Origin of the sequence: Nonomuraea sp. NPDC049269, assembly GCF_043197155.1 — a bacterium.
GTDB lineage: Bacteria > Actinomycetota > Actinomycetes > Streptosporangiales > Streptosporangiaceae > Nonomuraea.
This window is the reverse complement of the sequence record NZ_JBICSO010000004.1, coordinates 503,673-519,017: the sequence shown is the minus strand read 5'-3', so window position 1 is coordinate 519,017 and position 15,345 is coordinate 503,673. Positions and strand designations below refer to the sequence as shown.

The window sequence follows — 15,345 nt, the reverse complement described above, 5'->3', positions numbered from 1 at the left end:
CTGTCCGGGATCGAGCGCAAGAACTGCTGGTGGCTGGCCGAACACGCGGTACTGGCCGGCCCGCAAGCGATGCAATGCCTGAACAGCGGGAACTCCGGGATGTCCTCAGCCAGTGACGATCTGCCCGGCAAGGTCAGCTGAGGGCCGAGCCTGCCCGCGGTGCGAAATGCCGTCCGGGTAAGCAGCCCGGTGCGCCGGGGGCCAGCCGCCGTGATCAAAGCGCAGGTCACCGCCAAGCTGGTACTCGTGATCGCTGCGGATTCAGCACCCGGTTCCCGGCATTTTACCCAGCGTTGACCGAATCGCATCAGGCTCAGCGCATGACCGCGCTCAACCGCCGCACGCTGCTCCGGGGCACGACCGCCATCGGAGTTGGGCTCGCCCTGGCCCCCGCGCTCGCCTCCCCTGCTCTCGCCCGCCCGACCCGCCGCGCCCCCGGGCAGATACTCGCCAACCGCCCCGTTCTCACCCACGGCATCCAGGCCGGCGACGCCGTTGGCGGCTCCGTCTCCCTATGGACCCGCGTCGACCGCCCTGCCCGGCTGCGTGCGGAGATCGCCGCAGACCCCTCCTTCCGCCGGATCCTGCGCAGCGTCGCAGGGCCGACCGTCACCCCCGCCTCGGATCTGACCGGCCAGATCAACGTGCGCGGCCTGCCCACCGCCACCGACCTCTACTACCGGATCACCGCCGTCGACCAGCACGACCACGACCGCAGCAGCGAGCCGCTCGTCGGCCACTTCAGCGCGGGCCTGGGCCGCCACGACGGCCACCGCCCGATCCGCTTCATCTGGTCCGGCGACATCGCCGGCCAGGGCTGGGGCGTCAACCCCGACCTGGGTGGGTTCCGGATCGCCGACGCGATGCGCGCGGCGAACGCCGACTTCTTCCTCTGCTCCGGCGACAACGTGTACTCCGACGGGCCGGTCACCGAGACCGTGACCCTGCCCGACGGCCGGATCTGGCGGAACCTGGTGATCGAGGAGAAGACCGCGGTCGCGCAGACGCTCGACCAATACCGCGGCCAGTTCAAGTACAACCTGCTCGCCGACAACTGGCGCGCCTTCCTCGCCGAGACCGCGATCGTCGCCCAGTGGGACGACCACGAGGTGCTCAACAACTGGTACCCCGGCGAGGTCCTGGTCGGCCGTGCCGGGTTCCCCGACGGCACGCTCGCGGACCCATTGGCGGCCCGTGCCCGCCAGGCGTTCCACGAGTACATCCCGGTCTCCCCGGCCTCGCCGGACAAGATCGGCCGCGTCTACCGCAAGCTGTCCTACGGGCCGCTGATGGATCTGTTCATCCTCGACATGCGTACCTACAAGGACCCGAACACCACCGACCTCGAGACCGTCGCCGACGGTGGCCTGCTGGGCACGGAGCAGACCGCGTGGCTGCTGCGCGAGCTCAAGGCGTCGAAGGCGACCTGGAAGGTGATCGCCAACGACCTGCCGATCGGCCTCGTCGTGCCCGACGGGAGCAATCAGGAGTCGTCGTCCAACGGCGACCCGGGTGCGCCGCTGGGCCGCGAGCTCGACGTCGCCTACCTCCTCACGCAGATCAAGCGCCTCGGTATCCGCAACCACGTCTGGCTCACCGCCGACGTGCATTACACCGCCGCGCACCACTACCACCCCGACCGGGCGGCGTACCAGGACTTCGACCCGTTCTGGGAGTTCGTCTCCGGACCGCTCAACGCCGGCGCCTTCGGCCCGAACGCGCTCGACGCGACCTTCGGCCCGGAGGCCGTCTTCCAGGCCGTGCCGCCGCGGCCGTCCACCTCGCCGCTGGAGGGCTACCAATTCTTCGGCCAGGTCGACATCGACCCGCGCACGCAGCAGTTGACCGTCACCCTCAAGGACGTCGAGGGCAAGGCGCTCTTCACACAGACGCTCGCCCCCGAGCGCCGATGACATTGGGTCGCTGAAGATCCTGCTGGGCCGAGGTGCCCGGGTCTCCCGTCTCCTGCTTAGGCTCTGCGGCTGGACGCTGCATGCCCAGGGAGAGCGCCGTGAGGCGGTGGACCTTCGACGGTCTGCCGGGCGCTTGGCCGGTACCTTGACTGCCGACGAAGGAACTGCGCACCGCCGCGGGCAGTTCCTTCAGATCGGATGTGTCCCCACCGCCCGGACAGTGGCCGCCGGAGGGTCCGTCGATCGCCCAGCGGCTTGCCTGGTGGCACGCTGGGCTCAAGAGGCTCCTTACAAGTGAAAGGTCTCTGGTTCGAACCCAGTACCGCCTGCCTGCATCAAGAAGCCCCGCAGCGATCACGCCACAGGGCCGCTTACGCCATTCGCATGCCATCTTGTCTGGCTGGGCGAACCGCCGTACATGGACATCAGCATCGCCCCTACTCCGAGAGCTTCCGGTAGGTTGTTGGCCGCCCTTGGCCCCCAAGTTGCTCGACGAGCCCCCTCGATCTCAGTTCGCGTAGTGCCTTGCGGATGTTGGGTGCGGACAGGTTCAGTTCCTGCTTGAGGTCAGCGACACTGCGTGTCCCGGCCGCCAAGGTGTCGTAGACGCGTAGCTCCGTCTCGTTCAGGTCGTCGCCCGGGCGGATGACGGGAACTGCCTGCCGCCGTAGGACGACAGTGAATCGAATGGCGGCGTCGATATAGTGCGCAGGTGGAAGCCCGGCCTCTGCCAGGGCATCGGCCACGATCGGAATGCCGGTTGCCAGCGCCTCGATCACTCGCGCGCCTGTTTCTGGTGTGCGAGCGTGTTGGCAGATCGCAACGAGTCGCGCATTGCGTGCTGAGGTGACGGCATCCCGGCCGAGCCGATCGACCGTGATGCCGTACAGGCCGCCCGGGTTTGAGACGATCAGCCGGTCACGGCGGAGCCGAACCTCCACGGCCATGCCAGCCGACCAATGATCGAGGTCGCGATGGAGAAGAGCGTTCGCGATGATCTCGCGAAATGCGATGTATGGATAGGCGGGCCGATCACGAACAGTCCCGTCCGGTGCCGACACGACGCTGGTGTCAAAGGTTCGCCGTGCCCAGTTCAGGGCCTCTTCCAGCATCCGTGGAATAGCTCCAGTGATCGTTGTCTGGTTCCGAGCCCGCGATCCTACGGGATCGGTCGGCAATGGCTCTGCCGAAGCCTGGATGACGAAGCGCGGAAACCACTCCTGTGGATGAACCCCCAAAGCCAACACTCCTGCGACGGTCGGAGTGCCGTCGGGCAGAGTAACTCCAGCACGCCGCAGCAACTCGGCATCGTCAAGGAAACGGCCCAGGCCGTAGGGATCCCGTTCGCGGACCGAACGTAGGAACGCTGCGACAAGGTCGCTGTCCAGGTCCTCGCGGCTGGCGCCTGTGACGGGCTGCCGGTCGAAGAGCGGCGGCTTCCGGGCGGCAAGGAATGCCTGCTCTTCCAAATCCGACAGTGGGAAGTCCCCGTCGTACCCCCGCATGTATGCCGTACCCGACGCCGTGATCCGACACGGCTTGGCCGACGGATCGCATTCATGCACCCTGGCGACGATGACCGGTGCCCCATCCACTTCCGCGTCGCTGATCGTAAGCTGGACAGGCGGCGAGAACGAGCGAGCCTTGTGAGCGAGGCCCTGCTTGAGAGCTTGCGGATCTGAAAGCTGTACCGGACGAAAGCCGGTGGCCTCGTCGAGGCCGAGGATGATCATCCCGCCGCCTGGATGGTTTGCCAGCGCACTCAGAGTTGAGGCGAGCGACTGCGGCAACCCTCCTGCCGCCGACTTGACCTCGACATCGTCGTAGTCGCCTCCGGCTGTGCGGAGACGTGCGACCAACTCGTTTACGCTCTGGCTCACAGGTAAATGTAATCATGTGCTGGTTACATTTACTCGGTTTCCGGTTACATTTCGTCCTGTTCCGATTCGGCGCCTTCAGACGCGTCGCCTCCGAGAGAGCCCAGCACCCCGGAGCCGGCTGTCCGAGCATCGCGCAGCCTGACGAGTTCCCGATCGACGTGATGTCCGAGGCGCCCCCCGTCCGGCGCCGCCGACGTCACCAGCCTCCTGATCGAGCGTCTTGCCAGTCGTCTCAATGCCGCCGTCACCGCCCGTTCACCGTTCGCTCTACATTTACATACATGGTGCATGTATGTATTCTCGCGTCATCATCACTCCAGGAGGGGCGGTCATGCGGGCGATGCAGCAGTCGGCGTGGGGAGAGGCCGAGACCATGGCGTTGGTCGAGGTGGAGGAGCCTGCGCCGGTGTTCGGCGAGGTGCTGGTCAGGGTCATGGCGGCCGGGGTCAATCCGGTGGACGTCTTCACGCGCCGGGGGCAGGCGTACAACCGGGTGCTCGACCTGCCGTTCATCAATGGCTGGGACGTCGCGGGGACAGTGGTGAGGACCGGCTACGGCACGGCCCGGTTCCGGCCCGGCGATCGGGTGTTCGGGATGCCGTGGTTCCCCCGGGCCGCGGGTTGTTATGCCGAGTACGTCACCGCCCCTGCCCGCCACTTCGCCCGTATGCCGGAGGGCTTGAGCTTCACCGAGGCGGCGGCGCTGCCGCTCGCCGGGTTGACGGCGTGGCAGATGCTCACCGAGGTCGCCGCCGTCGCCCCGGGGCAGCGGATCCTCGTGGCGGGCGCGGCCGGGGGCGTGGGACACCTGGCGGTCCAGATCGCCAAAGCCCGCGGCGCCCACGTGACCGGCACCGCGAGCGCCGCCAAGCATGCCTTCGTCCGCGGATTGGGGGCGGACGAAGTGATCGATCACACCACGACAGAGGTGTCCGCCGTGGCGCGTGACATGGATGTCGTCGTCCAGATGTTCGGCGGTGAGGCCGGGCTCAAAGCGCTGGAGTGCCTGCGGCCGGGCGGCGTCCTGGTCAGCGGGCAGGCGGCCTGGACCCCCGGGTTGCACGAGCGTGCCGACGAGCTCGGCGTGCGTGCCGTGGCCTACCTCGTCGATCCCGACGGCGCCGGGCTCGCCGCACTGGCCGGCCTCGTGGCCGAGAGGCAGTTGAAGGTGCACCTCGACGCGGTGTTTCCGCTGGCGGAGGCGGCTAAGGCGCATGACCTCCTCGGTTCGGGGCGTACCAGGGGCAAGGTTGTGCTCGCCGTCGGCGAGATGAATTAAGGAGGAGCAGTGTCGGAACAGCACACCACACCGGCTGACGTGGTCCACGCTTACGCGCAGGCCAAGAGCCGCGCCGATATGCAGGCGGCTCTGCGGTACTGCAGCCCGGACACCGTTTTCGAGACGATCGCGTTCCAGGCCGTCGCGACCGGCATCGATGAGGTCGCCCGACAGAACGCCGCGTTCCTGCGCACCTTCCCCGATTACGGTGTGGAGCTCGAATATCTCGTTGCGGCGGGCGACCTGGTCGTCGGCGCCGGGACGATCCGAGCCACCATGGTGGAGAGCCTGGTGGGGATCGAGCCCACGGGCAGAGCCTTCGCGCTGCCGTTCGCCTGCCACTGGAGAGTGCGGGACGGGCTGATCGCCCACGAGCGGTTCTTCTTCGACTTCCATCAGATGTGCGAACAACTCGGGCTGTCCACCGCCGAGGCCGCGGCGCGGTTCGCCGCCTGGCGGGAGCGGGCGAAGGCGGCGGCGCGATGATGGCCTACGTGCTGGTTCATGGGGCCGGGCACGGCGGCTGCTGCCGGCGGCACGTGCCCGCGCGGTTGTGAGAGACCGGTCGTGAGGTCCACGCTCCGACGCTGACCGGTCTCGGCGAGATAGCTGAACTCCTACATCCGGGTAGGAGCCCGGCACGTCATCATCCGGCTGGCCGCTGATGACCATCACGCGGCCCTGGAAAAGGTCGCGGGCCAGGTCCTGCCACTGCTCCACCTGCACGGGCACCCGTGACGGCTCAGAAAATACGTTCGCCGCGTATGTTCTTCTAACCTCGAGTTGAGAGCAAGAGGAGATATGCGGGTGGCAGAGAACACGAATGTGCGACGGAGCCAGCACGAGCGCACCAAGGCGACCACGGGCGCCTTGGTCGCGGCGGCGCGCGAGCTTTTCATCAGCGACGGTTTCTCCGCCACCGCGGTGGACGAGATCTGTGCCAGGGCCGGCGTGACACGTGGCGCTTTCTACCATCACTTCAGCAACAAGGAACACATCTTCCGCGAGGTCTACGCCGCCGACCAAAAGGCGCTCGCGATGATCGTCCGGCGGGCGTTCCAGGCCCAGCGGGATCCGTGGGACGGGGTGTCGGCGGGCTGCCGACGCCTGCTGGAGGCGTCCCTCGAACCCGCCGTACGCCAGATCACGCTGGTCGAGGCGCCGGGCGCGCTCGGCTGGTCCGCCATGCGAGACATCCAGGCCGGGTGCAAGGAGCAGATGCGGGGCGGGCTGGCCATCGCGATCGAGGCCGGATGCATCCCGAACCGGCCGTTGGACCCCCCCACCTCGCTGCTGTACGGGGGGATCTGCGAGAGTGCCCTGGACATCGCACGCGCCCCGGACCAGCGTGCCGCTCTGGAGGACTCGCTGGCGGAACTCGACCTGGTGCTCGCCGGCGTCGCCCACCGTTCAACTCCGGGCTGCATGCACGCAAGATAGGGGAGCGGCATCCAGGCGCGGCTCCGCAGGCCGAAGTCACGTTCCTGAAGTCCTTCGGTGGCAACGGGTTTCAGTGGCCGGGTCGGAGGACGAGGACCTTCCTCGCATGGCCGAACTCGTCGAGAGGTCTATAGATCTTTCTCTCGGCCTGGTGGACGCCGCTGTCATCGCGATCGCCGAGTGCCTGGGACTCAGGAGGTGGCAACCGTCGAACACCGGCACTTGCTAGTGGTTCGCCCGCGCCACGACGAGGCCTTCACTCTGCTTCCCGGCTGATCGCAGGCGCCGCCGTACTGGGTGACCATCTGGGTGCCGACGGCCGTGTACAGGCTCGGACAGTGGTGGCCAACCGTGGACTGTCTGCCCAAATCAGGGTAGGTGCTGGTGCTGCTCCCGCCCCTTCCCGGGTTGGCTTACAAGCGAGGGGTCACTGGTTCGATATCAGTATCGCCCACCGGCAGAAAACGGCTTGTGCTCGTTGATCATGGCGTTCGTCGCGTCGGCGATCTTACGGTCTGCTTCATGGAAGTGCGGGCCGGGAGCCGATCTTCCGTGTGTTCTCGTCCCACTTGGCCGCGCCTCGGAAGTCGCTCCGCCGCAGGATGAGGTCCAGGTCCATTCGACGGAGGGCTGCCACTTCGCCCCAGCGCAGGCTCGCGAAGGTGGCGGCAGGATCAGGGAGCGCAGCGGATAGCATCGAGGGGTGGACGATGATCTCTCAGGTGGACCAGTGACCAACGTCGAGATCGCTCTCGGGGTCGGCCTCATGGTGTTGCTCCTTCTGCTGCCCACCATCATTTGGCTTGCCACGATGTTGCTGCCACGCCGTAGATAGAGCCTGCGGCGGGGCCTCGGCTCCGGGAATCGCGACGGGCGCCGCAGGCGGTCAGTGCGGGCGTGCCATTCGCTGGCCCTGGCGCGATGAGGAAACCCTGATCAGACGGCATAGTGACATGGTGGAAGAGCATGATCGTCGTGCCATGGGATCCGGCGGAAGCCTGGCGGACCTTTCGGAAGTCGCGCCGTACGTGTGGGCCGTGACAGGCGTCCCCGTCCGTGTGCAGAACACGAGGTCCGTGTCCTTCCACGCTCGCAGCTTGCGAGCCCGAGAGCAGGCAACCACATGCTTGTCGGCGCAGGTGTTGTGCATCTTCACCGTGGCGACCGACCTGCGCCGAGGCCGCGCTCCAGCCAGGTCCCAGCAGGTACGGATCATGCGACGCGCTTGGTCGGTGACGGGGATGGCGTCGAGGCTCAGATCCGGTTTGCGTTCCGTGCCGTGGCATAGGTCGCAGGTGGCCGTCAGGCTCAACCGCCCGCGTCCGGCGCACACCCGGCAGGACAGGCGATGAACGACGGTGCCGGCGGCTTCGGCGCCCTTGGCGGCGTACGGGGGCAGCCAGTGATCCCGGTGGAACGTTTGCCCAGGTGAGAGCCGACATCATCCGAACGAGTGGGCACGCTCAAGGTGCGCGGCGGGAGGACATCGCCGAGAACAAGAACCATGAACCTGCCATGGTGCATCCGATCGCGAGAAAGATCAGCGCCAGAGACAATCCATGTGACCAGCCCATCACCATATTGGACAGTGCCAGGAAAACGGAGAAGAGCCCCATGAGTAGTTGCCCCAAGCCGTAGCGGCGAGGCTCATATTGCGCGCGTTTGCCGATCAACGGGCGGGGGAGTCGATTGGTGACCAGCGTGTATATCCCGAATGCGCGAGGACGCATCCGAGTCCTAATATGACTGCCCACATTGTGAAGTTCACTTGAGTCGGCTCCTTGGCTGCGCAGGGTAAGTGCTGTTCAGATCATCCTGCTGCTCGCCTTGATGAAGATCAAGCGGCGGCGCGGCGCGCTGCCCTTTGGGGGAAACTCGCTCATACCCTCGCCGGACACGCCGGGGTCCTGGCCGCCTCGGGGCGGCTGACCCGTCAGGCCCGGCTGGAAGCGCCCCGCGGTCGTTGATCCTGGTCGGATCTGGTGGCCTCGCGCACATCTTTCGCCCGCGTGCCCTCTCTGCGTACCGGCTCCGCAGCGTGAGCGCGAACCGCAGGTCAACCTCCGCTCTCCCGGTTTCCGGTGACTGACGGTGACCAACAGGTGCCCGAACCGGCCGGCCCTCTATGCGGGTTTTGGATGTTCTCTGTATGGCTCATCCGCACTCTTGATCTCCAGCAAGAGACGTTTCGCACGACCTCATAGACAACGCACGGTGCCGGCCAAGCCTCGTCCCCGGCACACGTAGAAAGGATTTCGTATGAGACCCAAAGGGGTACTCACGGTTGGGTTCGCTCTGTTCGTCTGTCTCGCGTCGGGCCAGGCCGCGTTAGCGAGCACGACGGGGACCGAGGCCGGTCCGACGCCGACTGCTACACCGACCGCCACGAAGACCGTCACACCCACCCCCACGCCGACCTCCGGGGCGGACAACAACGACCCCCCGAACCAGGTTGAGGGGCCGCAGGTGTCGACCCTGGCCGCCCCGGGCTTCCAGCTCCCCTTCCCCTGCGGCCAGTCGTGGAACGGTAACAACAGCGGCAGCAGCGCTCACCGGTCCTATGAGATCGACTTCAACCGGGGCAGCACGCCGAACGCCGACCTCGGGGACACCGTTGTCGCCGCCGCCGCGGGCACCGTGGTCATCTCGGCCCACCAGGGTTCGGTCAACGGCTACGGGAACCTGGTCAAGATCGACCACGGGGGCGGCTGGACGTCCTTCTACGCGCATCTGAACTCGCGCGCCGTCGCCGCCGGGGCCAAGGTCACTCAGGGCCAGAAGATCGGCGCGGTCGGCAACACCAGCAAGCCGGGCAACGGCATCTCGCCTCACCTGCACTTCGAGGTGCGCCAGGGCAGCAGCTACCCGTCGAACATCCGCAAGGCCGTCTTCAACGGGGTTACGTTCGGCTACCCGAACCAGACCCTCACCTCCAAGAACTGCGGCGGAGGCGGCGGCGGTAACCCGCACACCGCCGCGTCGGTGTGCGGCAGCGGCTACAAGGTGATCGACTCGGCCGCCCTGGGTACGGCGGGCAAGGTCTACCTGCTGTTCAACTCGGCCAAGGGCCAGAACTGCGTGGCCACCATCAAGGCGACCTCCCTTGGCAAGGCCACCGCGGCCAGCGCCTACCTGGAGGTGAAGGGCAAGACGCGGGTCAGCGACACCGGCAACTTCACCTACTTCGCGGGTCCGGTACGCGCCAGTGCGGCGGACAAGTGCGTCAAGTGGGGCGGCAAGGCCGGTACCGCCACCTACAACAGCCCCTTCGAACACTGCAGCTGACGTCTGAACCATGAACGCCGCCACCCCCTGCGGGTGGCGGCGCTTTCATGCCCTGCAGGCTACCGAGGGCGGTTGCCCTTCTTCTTACGGCTGGTCGGCACGGTCCGGCGGCCGGAGCCACTCTGCGAGGCTTTTTGTGGCTTTCGTGGGTTTTGTGGCTGCCGCTGTGTCCGCTCCTCCGCAGGGGAGGCGGCTGGAGTACGGCCCCGCGAGCTGTTCACGGTCCGGCCGCGTACGATGCCGATGAAATCTTCCACCAGGTCGGTGGTCGCGTCCGTGGGCCAGGCCAGCGCGACCTGAGACTGCGGCGCGTCCAGCACCGGCCGGTACGTGAGATCCCGGCGGTCGTGGAGGCGGGCCAGCGACTGCGGGACCAGGAGCAGCCCAGCGCCGGAGGCTACCAGCTCGACCGCGGCCGCAGTCGTGGCCGGGCGGGTGAAGGCGGGCACTCCGGGCCGGACCGTCCACTCGATTATCTCGTCCAGAGGATGGAACACCTCGTCGTCGGCCAGATCGGCGATGGCCACCTCGTCGGCGGCGGTAACCGCGTGGTCCTTGGGCACCACGACCACCGTGGTCTCCACGTACAGGGGAATCACGCTGAGCCCGTCCCGGTCGACCGGCAGCCTGACGAATCCGGCGTCGGCGCCGCCTTCGCGCAGGAGTCCCACCACCTCGGCGGCGGGAACCGCGACCAGGGTGATCGGTACGTCGGGCAGTCTCTCGGTCCAGACGCCCACCCATTTGGCTGGTGTCACCCCGGGCACGTACGCCAGCCGGAACTCGTCGCCGGTCTCCCCATCAGTCACTTCCTCAGCGTACCGATGTCAGCGGAACCCGTTTCGACTGACTACGCTTTGCGCCATGTCCAAACCGAAGACCATCCAGACGATGAAGCCTGAGACCGCGGCCAAGAAGCTGGGTGTCCTTCTCTCGGCCACGCCCGCCGAGTTCCAGGCGGGTGTCGTCTCCAGGGACGAGTTGAACGAGTTGCAGTCGACGCCACCCACCTGGCTCGCCGACCTGCGCCGCAACGGCCCGCACCCCAAGCAGGTCGTCGCCGCGAAGCTCGGGGTCTCCATTTCCGGCCTGGCCAGAGGCGGGATCACCGAACCGCTCACCACCGCTGAGATCGACGCGCTGAAGGCGGAGAACCCGGCGTGGCTGGAGCGCGAGCGGACCGTCCAGGCCGAGACCCGCAAAGAAGCAGTCCGCCTCAAGCAACGCTAGACGGCGGAGGTCCTGAGCCCCTGGGCCGACCCGAGCCGAGCTCGTGGGGCGATGCGGTTCCGCGCCGGGCTGGGCACGACCCACCTGCGACCCAGCTGACCAACTATGGTGACCGGCCATGAGAACCCTCATAGTCGGCGGTAGTGGCTTGCTCGGCGGCGAGCTCGCTCGACAGTGTTCGCTGGCAGGACACGAGGTCGCCGCCACGTACCTGACCCGACCGGGAGAGACCGCCGGCGTTGAGTGGTCGCAGCTCGACGTGCGCCGACGAGAGGACGTCGATGCGTTGATCAGCGCATTCCGGCCAGAGGTGGTCATAAACGCTGCCTACCGGCAGACCGATTGGGTTACAACGGCGATCGGCGCCGCGAACGTGGCCCTCGCGATCTCCACGGCAGGTGGACGCCTCGTCCATGTGTCCAGCGATGCGGTCTTCTCCGGCGCTGCGGTTCGCTATGACGAGATGTGCGTCCCTGACCCGATCAGCCCGTATGGTGCGGCCAAAGCCGCCGCCGAGACAGCGGTGAACGCGATCGTGCCCGCCGCGGTGATAGCCCGGACATCCTTGATCATCGGCGACGGTGACTCCCCGCACGAGGCCCTGGTGCATTCACTTGCCACAGGGAGCGCGAGAGGAGTGCTGTTCACCGATGACGTGCGGTGTCCCGTGCATGTCGTCGATCTTGCTGCGGCGCTGCTGGAACTTGCCGCTGCTGAGTATCGGGGTATCCACCACGTCGCCGGAGCCGATGCCGTAAGCCGATACGAGCTTGGGCTGCTCATCGCTCGCCGCGATGGCCTCGACACGCACCACTTGCCGTCAGGCAGGCGGGCGGACACCAGGCTGCCCGGCCCCATAGACGTGCGCTTGGACTGCGCCATGACCCAGCGGCGGCTTCGGACCGAGTTGCGCGGCGCGCGGCAATTCCTGGGTGACGGTCAGCGGTGATCATGATGCGGTGGGCCGGGCCCACCGCATCATGATCATCACTCAGGTGCAGGGTCGGTTGTTCACCCTGCAGATGCAGTTGGTGCCGCTCTTTCTGTAGTCGCAGCACTCGAACCGGTACAGCGTGCTCCCCAAGTAGGCGCATGTCGTCCAGCAGTGCTTGCCGCCGCAGCTGTTGATGCTGGTGCAGCCGCTCGAGCAGCAGGTCGTGGCTGAGCAGCAGCTACAGCCGTCGTAACCGTAGCAGCCGTCCGGCGCCGCTTCGGCTCGTCCGGGGAACCACGCGTTGGTGGCGACCCCGACGATTGTCGCCCCGGCGACGGCGAGGAACTTGTTCCTCGTCAGCCGAGTCTTCTTCACGTGCTCGACGATCATGCTCTCATCCCCTCTGGTACGTCCACTCTCTGTTCCCACAGCACCTCGAGGTCCGCGGCGCTGTCGGCGTCGCTGCCCGTCGCGACGGCGACCATGAAGCCGTCCCGCTGCAGGACGACGGTGGGCCACATCGCCATGGGCAGGTCGGCGTCGACGGCCTTGGCCCGCTCGCCGTCGAAGGCATTGACGTGTGATGGGATCATCGCGAGCAACTCGGCGGTGGAGTCGCCGGCGATGATCGCCACCGTTTGACGGTCCGCGAACTTGTCCAGATCTGCCGCGAGGCCGTGACAAGTGCCGCAGGTGCTGGACATGAAGAGCAGCAACGCGTCCTGCGTCGCGTCGGGGATCAGGGAGACCAGGCTGTCTGGAAGTTTCCTGCCGATGATCAGCTGGGCGCTGGGATCCATGCCGCGCCCGGTGAGGCGCAGGCGCAGCTCCGCGATTCCCCGCAGGCAGGCCAGGAAGGCCACCGTGAGGACGACGCACGCCGCCACCAGCACGACGGCGAGAACGCGTTCCATCAGGCAGCCTGCCTGATCCGCCGCATGAAGTGGACGGTCAGGGTGCCGTCCACGCGGTTGTCGAAGCACTCCAGGGCGACGGTGTCCCCGGCCTTCAGTGGCTGGGCCAGCGGTTTGGCGGCCGGTTCGGCCGACATGCCCTCATAGTGCAGCGTCCGCGGGTCGAGCAGGCAGACCTGGCCGTTCACCGAGATGCGATCGGCGGTGACCTCCGTCACGCTTCCGGTGATGTTGCGGTGCAGAGTGACCGCGACGCGCTGACCCGCGGTGGACTCGTCGAGCACGACGAGGTCGCCGGGCCTGAGCGTCCAGCCGTAGGGCAGTTCCTCGGCCTTGGCCGGGACGGGCGCGGCGGCCGTGAGGCCGGCCGAGCCGTAGCGGCGCACTGTCACGTCCTGGCCCGAACCGCTGACCAGGACGCCGGCAGAGGCGTCGGACGGGGGTAGTGGCGAGCTGCCGGCCGTGTCTTTGAAGACTCCGGCGAACAGCCCGCGTCTGGTTGTTTCCTCCTTCATTACTTCTTCCTTTCTGTTGGTGACACAACGGTCTGTTGGTCACAGCAACGGCGTGAGGATGGGGTAGAGGGCGCCGAGCGCGGCGAGGGCCAGCGGGTCGGCGATCATGCGGGCGCGAATGATCCCGTCGGAGATATAGATGTCCGCTGAGGTGAGCAGCGCGGACAGGCCCACCCGCGTCAGCGCGAAGACGGTGAAGCCGAGCGCTCCGAGGACCGGGTCGGCCGTGATGAAGGCGGTCAGCGGGACCAGGTACCAGAGCCAGAAACCGATACGCGTGGTGAAGCCGACGCCGAGCGCCAAGCCGTTGTACGCGGCGGTGCGCCAGTCGTTGTACGTGAGCCAGCGGGTGTTGGTCTCACGGTCCAGTTGCCAGGGAACGGGCTTGAACGCCGCTCCGATGATGACTGCCGACACTGCGGTCACAGCGAGCAGAACCCGCATCGAGGGTTCCATAACCGCGCCGAGGAGACCGACGAATGCCCCGGTGAGCGCTGCTCCGGCCATTGCCGACAATATGAGGACGGCACCAGCCACCACCGAGGAACCGAAGCACCCGGACACGCGGGCGCGCGTGATCATGATGATCACGTTGGGGCCTCAAGGGAGGGTCTGCTGCGCGATCGCGACTATCAGTGCGGACATGACGAGCAGCGTCCAGGGCTGGAGGCCCAGGAGATGGCCGGCGAGCACACCCAGCGCGGCCAGCGGTGTCGCCAACGCCGGCCTGATCCGAGGGCTGGCCAGGATGCCACCCATCATGTCTCCTTTACCTGCCGACCGAGGTCGCGCGGTAGGCAGAGCTATGGAGATGTTCCAGGTCGTCGGCATACCGCAGGATGCCCTTGGCCACCACCAGGCCATTGGACACCGCCACGCCGAAGGGGCCGGAGTGGACCTTGTACCGGTCTCTCACGGCAGCGGCCTCATCGCCCGTGAGCACACGCGCGTTCTCGGGCAGGATCTGCCGGAAACCGGCCGACGACCCGGCCATGGTGCCGTCGCTGACCACACAGGCGAACCCGCCGGGATCGGCGGACCGGGCCACCTCCGTCGCCACCTCGTGGCAGGGCTCGCAGTCCCCGAAGAAGAACAGGACCACGTCGTCCGGCCGCATGCCGGGAAACTGCGGGGCGAGCGCGCCCACGGCGAGTCCGTCGGCGGGCGCGTTTCCGCTCACTGACACACGGTCCTGGAGGATCGACAGTTCACGGCGTACGACCAGCAGTCCGAGAGCGAGCAGAAGTAACCAGACGGAAGCCAGGAAAAATAGTGCGGTATAGCTCATGACGTCTCATTCACCCGTCGAGTCGGACGCTGAAAGGCTTGACTACGGCCAGTGTGGAAAATAGTAGATATCCGCAGGTGATTGCCGTACCGATGAGCAGTCCTGAAATGCGCTGGTCCAGGGTGGGCACCGCCGATGCCGCGGCGACGAACGCCGCGACGCCGATCAGGACGAGGTTGCGCACCACGGTCGCCCACGAGGTCGTCTCGCCCGTGCCGAAGCAGGCGCACTCCACGCTCTTCCCCGCCATGACCGACCGTACGACCACCGCGGTGAAGGCGACCAGAAGCACAAGAGCGCAGGTCGCGGCCGGAAGCAGGGCCGGGCTCACCGCTACGGCGACACCGACCGCGACCTCCAGGGCGCCGAGAATCCGGCCCAAGCCGGGCCGTACGCGCTTGACGACACCGAAGCGGACCAGCGCGAGCGCGAGCGCGAACGGCCGTCTGATCTTGGGAACGCCGCTGGCGACGAAGAGGGCGGCGAGAAGGCCGCAGCCCACTCCAACTAATTCGGCCATGTCCATGGACGTGATCATAAATGGCCGCAATACTTTGATCAATGAGTAAGTCAAAAATCTTGTCATGCTCGGCGGCACTAGTTCTGTTATGCAGCCAAACGGCCTGTTCATCGGGCACAGCGGAGGTAAAACAGGCATCGAGCCCCC

The 15,345-nt window shown here is 66.9% G+C and carries 17 protein-coding genes; 7 read left to right on the top strand and 10 right to left on the bottom strand.

The genetic code is table 11. The annotated features are described in order from the left end of the window. Nucleotides 1-320: 320 nt before the first annotated feature. A complete protein-coding gene (locus ACGFNP_RS24945; protein ID WP_393322506.1) occupies nt 321-1,913 on the top strand; it encodes an alkaline phosphatase D family protein in 1,593 nt (530 codons plus the stop codon). 437 nt (nt 1,914-2,350) lie between these two features. Here the strand turns inward: ACGFNP_RS24945 and ACGFNP_RS24940 are convergent, their stop codons facing one another. Continuing rightward, a complete protein-coding gene (locus ACGFNP_RS24940; RefSeq protein WP_358315388.1) occupies nt 2,351-3,793 on the bottom strand; it encodes an ATP-binding protein in 1,443 nt (480 codons plus the stop codon). A 292-nt stretch (nt 3,794-4,085) separates the two neighbouring features. On the opposite strand from ACGFNP_RS24940, the gene ACGFNP_RS24935 reads away from it, so the two are divergent. The 3 genes from ACGFNP_RS24935 (at nt 4,086) to ACGFNP_RS24925 (ending at nt 6,512) form a co-directional block, all read left to right on the top strand. Further along, nucleotides 4,086-5,072 (top strand): NADP-dependent oxidoreductase, encoded by a 987-nt coding sequence (locus ACGFNP_RS24935; RefSeq protein ID WP_358315384.1) that lies wholly within the window; start codon nt 4,086-4,088, stop codon nt 5,070-5,072. Between the two features lie 9 nt (nt 5,073-5,081). Beyond that, nucleotides 5,082-5,558: an ester cyclase gene (locus ACGFNP_RS24930; protein ID WP_358315381.1), complete on the top strand. Its 477-nt coding sequence runs from the start codon at nt 5,082-5,084 to the stop codon at nt 5,556-5,558. A gap of 321 nt (nt 5,559-5,879) precedes the next feature. Beyond that, nucleotides 5,880-6,512 carry a TetR/AcrR family transcriptional regulator gene (locus tag ACGFNP_RS24925; RefSeq protein WP_393322501.1) on the top strand — a complete coding sequence of 211 codons (633 nt, stop codon included), beginning with the start codon at nt 5,880-5,882 and terminating at the stop codon, nt 6,510-6,512. 1,463 nt (nt 6,513-7,975) lie between these two features. On the opposite strand, the gene ACGFNP_RS24920 is transcribed toward ACGFNP_RS24925, so the two are convergent. Then, the gene (locus ACGFNP_RS24920; RefSeq protein ID WP_358315375.1) at nt 7,976-8,242 is read right to left on the bottom strand and encodes a hypothetical protein; all 267 of its coding nucleotides are present in this window, start codon (nt 8,240-8,242) and stop codon (nt 7,976-7,978) included. 529 nt (nt 8,243-8,771) lie between these two features. On the opposite strand from ACGFNP_RS24920, the gene ACGFNP_RS24915 reads away from it, so the two are divergent. Further along, nucleotides 8,772-9,797 (top strand): M23 family metallopeptidase, encoded by a 1,026-nt coding sequence (locus tag ACGFNP_RS24915; RefSeq protein WP_393322498.1) that lies wholly within the window; start codon nt 8,772-8,774, stop codon nt 9,795-9,797. A 59-nt stretch (nt 9,798-9,856) separates the two neighbouring features. Here ACGFNP_RS24915 and ACGFNP_RS24910 read toward each other — a convergent pair whose 3' ends face one another. After that, on the bottom strand, nt 9,857-10,606 hold the full coding sequence (locus tag ACGFNP_RS24910) for a LysR family substrate-binding domain-containing protein (protein WP_393322495.1): 750 nt from the start codon (nt 10,604-10,606) through the stop codon (nt 9,857-9,859). A 55-nt stretch (nt 10,607-10,661) separates the two neighbouring features. Here ACGFNP_RS24910 and ACGFNP_RS24905 point away from each other — a divergent pair, with 55 nt between their 5' ends. After that, a complete protein-coding gene (locus ACGFNP_RS24905; protein WP_358315368.1) occupies nt 10,662-11,027 on the top strand; it encodes a DUF5997 family protein in 366 nt (121 codons plus the stop codon). Between the two features lie 118 nt (nt 11,028-11,145). Next, on the top strand, nt 11,146-11,976 hold the full coding sequence (locus ACGFNP_RS24900) for a sugar nucleotide-binding protein (protein ID WP_393322491.1): 831 nt from the start codon (nt 11,146-11,148) through the stop codon (nt 11,974-11,976). Nucleotides 11,977-12,018: 42 nt separating this feature from the next. Here ACGFNP_RS24900 and ACGFNP_RS24895 read toward each other — a convergent pair whose 3' ends face one another. Genes ACGFNP_RS24895 through ACGFNP_RS24865 form a run of 7 tightly spaced genes read right to left on the bottom strand, consistent with a single transcriptional unit; the run spans nt 12,019 to nt 15,204 of the window. Beyond that, nucleotides 12,019-12,351, bottom strand: coding sequence for a hypothetical protein (locus ACGFNP_RS24895; protein WP_358315362.1), 333 nt, complete (start codon nt 12,349-12,351; stop codon nt 12,019-12,021). Continuing rightward, nucleotides 12,348-12,875, bottom strand: a complete 528-nt coding sequence (locus ACGFNP_RS24890; RefSeq protein ID WP_358315359.1) for a hypothetical protein — start codon at nt 12,873-12,875, stop codon at nt 12,348-12,350. The genes ACGFNP_RS24895 and ACGFNP_RS24890 overlap by 4 nt, the downstream gene beginning before the upstream one ends. Then, nucleotides 12,875-13,390: a hypothetical protein gene (locus tag ACGFNP_RS24885; RefSeq protein ID WP_358315356.1), complete on the bottom strand. Its 516-nt coding sequence runs from the start codon at nt 13,388-13,390 to the stop codon at nt 12,875-12,877. The genes ACGFNP_RS24890 and ACGFNP_RS24885 overlap by 1 nt, the downstream gene beginning before the upstream one ends. Nucleotides 13,391-13,429: 39 nt before the next feature. Next, the gene (locus tag ACGFNP_RS24880) at nt 13,430-13,972 is read right to left on the bottom strand and encodes a hypothetical protein (protein ID WP_393322486.1); all 543 of its coding nucleotides are present in this window, start codon (nt 13,970-13,972) and stop codon (nt 13,430-13,432) included. A gap of 18 nt (nt 13,973-13,990) precedes the next feature. Further along, nucleotides 13,991-14,152: a hypothetical protein gene (locus ACGFNP_RS24875; RefSeq protein ID WP_358315350.1), complete on the bottom strand. Its 162-nt coding sequence runs from the start codon at nt 14,150-14,152 to the stop codon at nt 13,991-13,993. 7 nt (nt 14,153-14,159) lie between these two features. Beyond that, nucleotides 14,160-14,678: a hypothetical protein gene (locus tag ACGFNP_RS24870; protein WP_358315347.1), complete on the bottom strand. Its 519-nt coding sequence runs from the start codon at nt 14,676-14,678 to the stop codon at nt 14,160-14,162. Between the two features lie 10 nt (nt 14,679-14,688). Next, nucleotides 14,689-15,204, bottom strand: a complete 516-nt coding sequence (locus tag ACGFNP_RS24865) for a MauE/DoxX family redox-associated membrane protein (RefSeq protein ID WP_393322482.1) — start codon at nt 15,202-15,204, stop codon at nt 14,689-14,691. Nucleotides 15,205-15,345 lie beyond the last annotated feature (141 nt).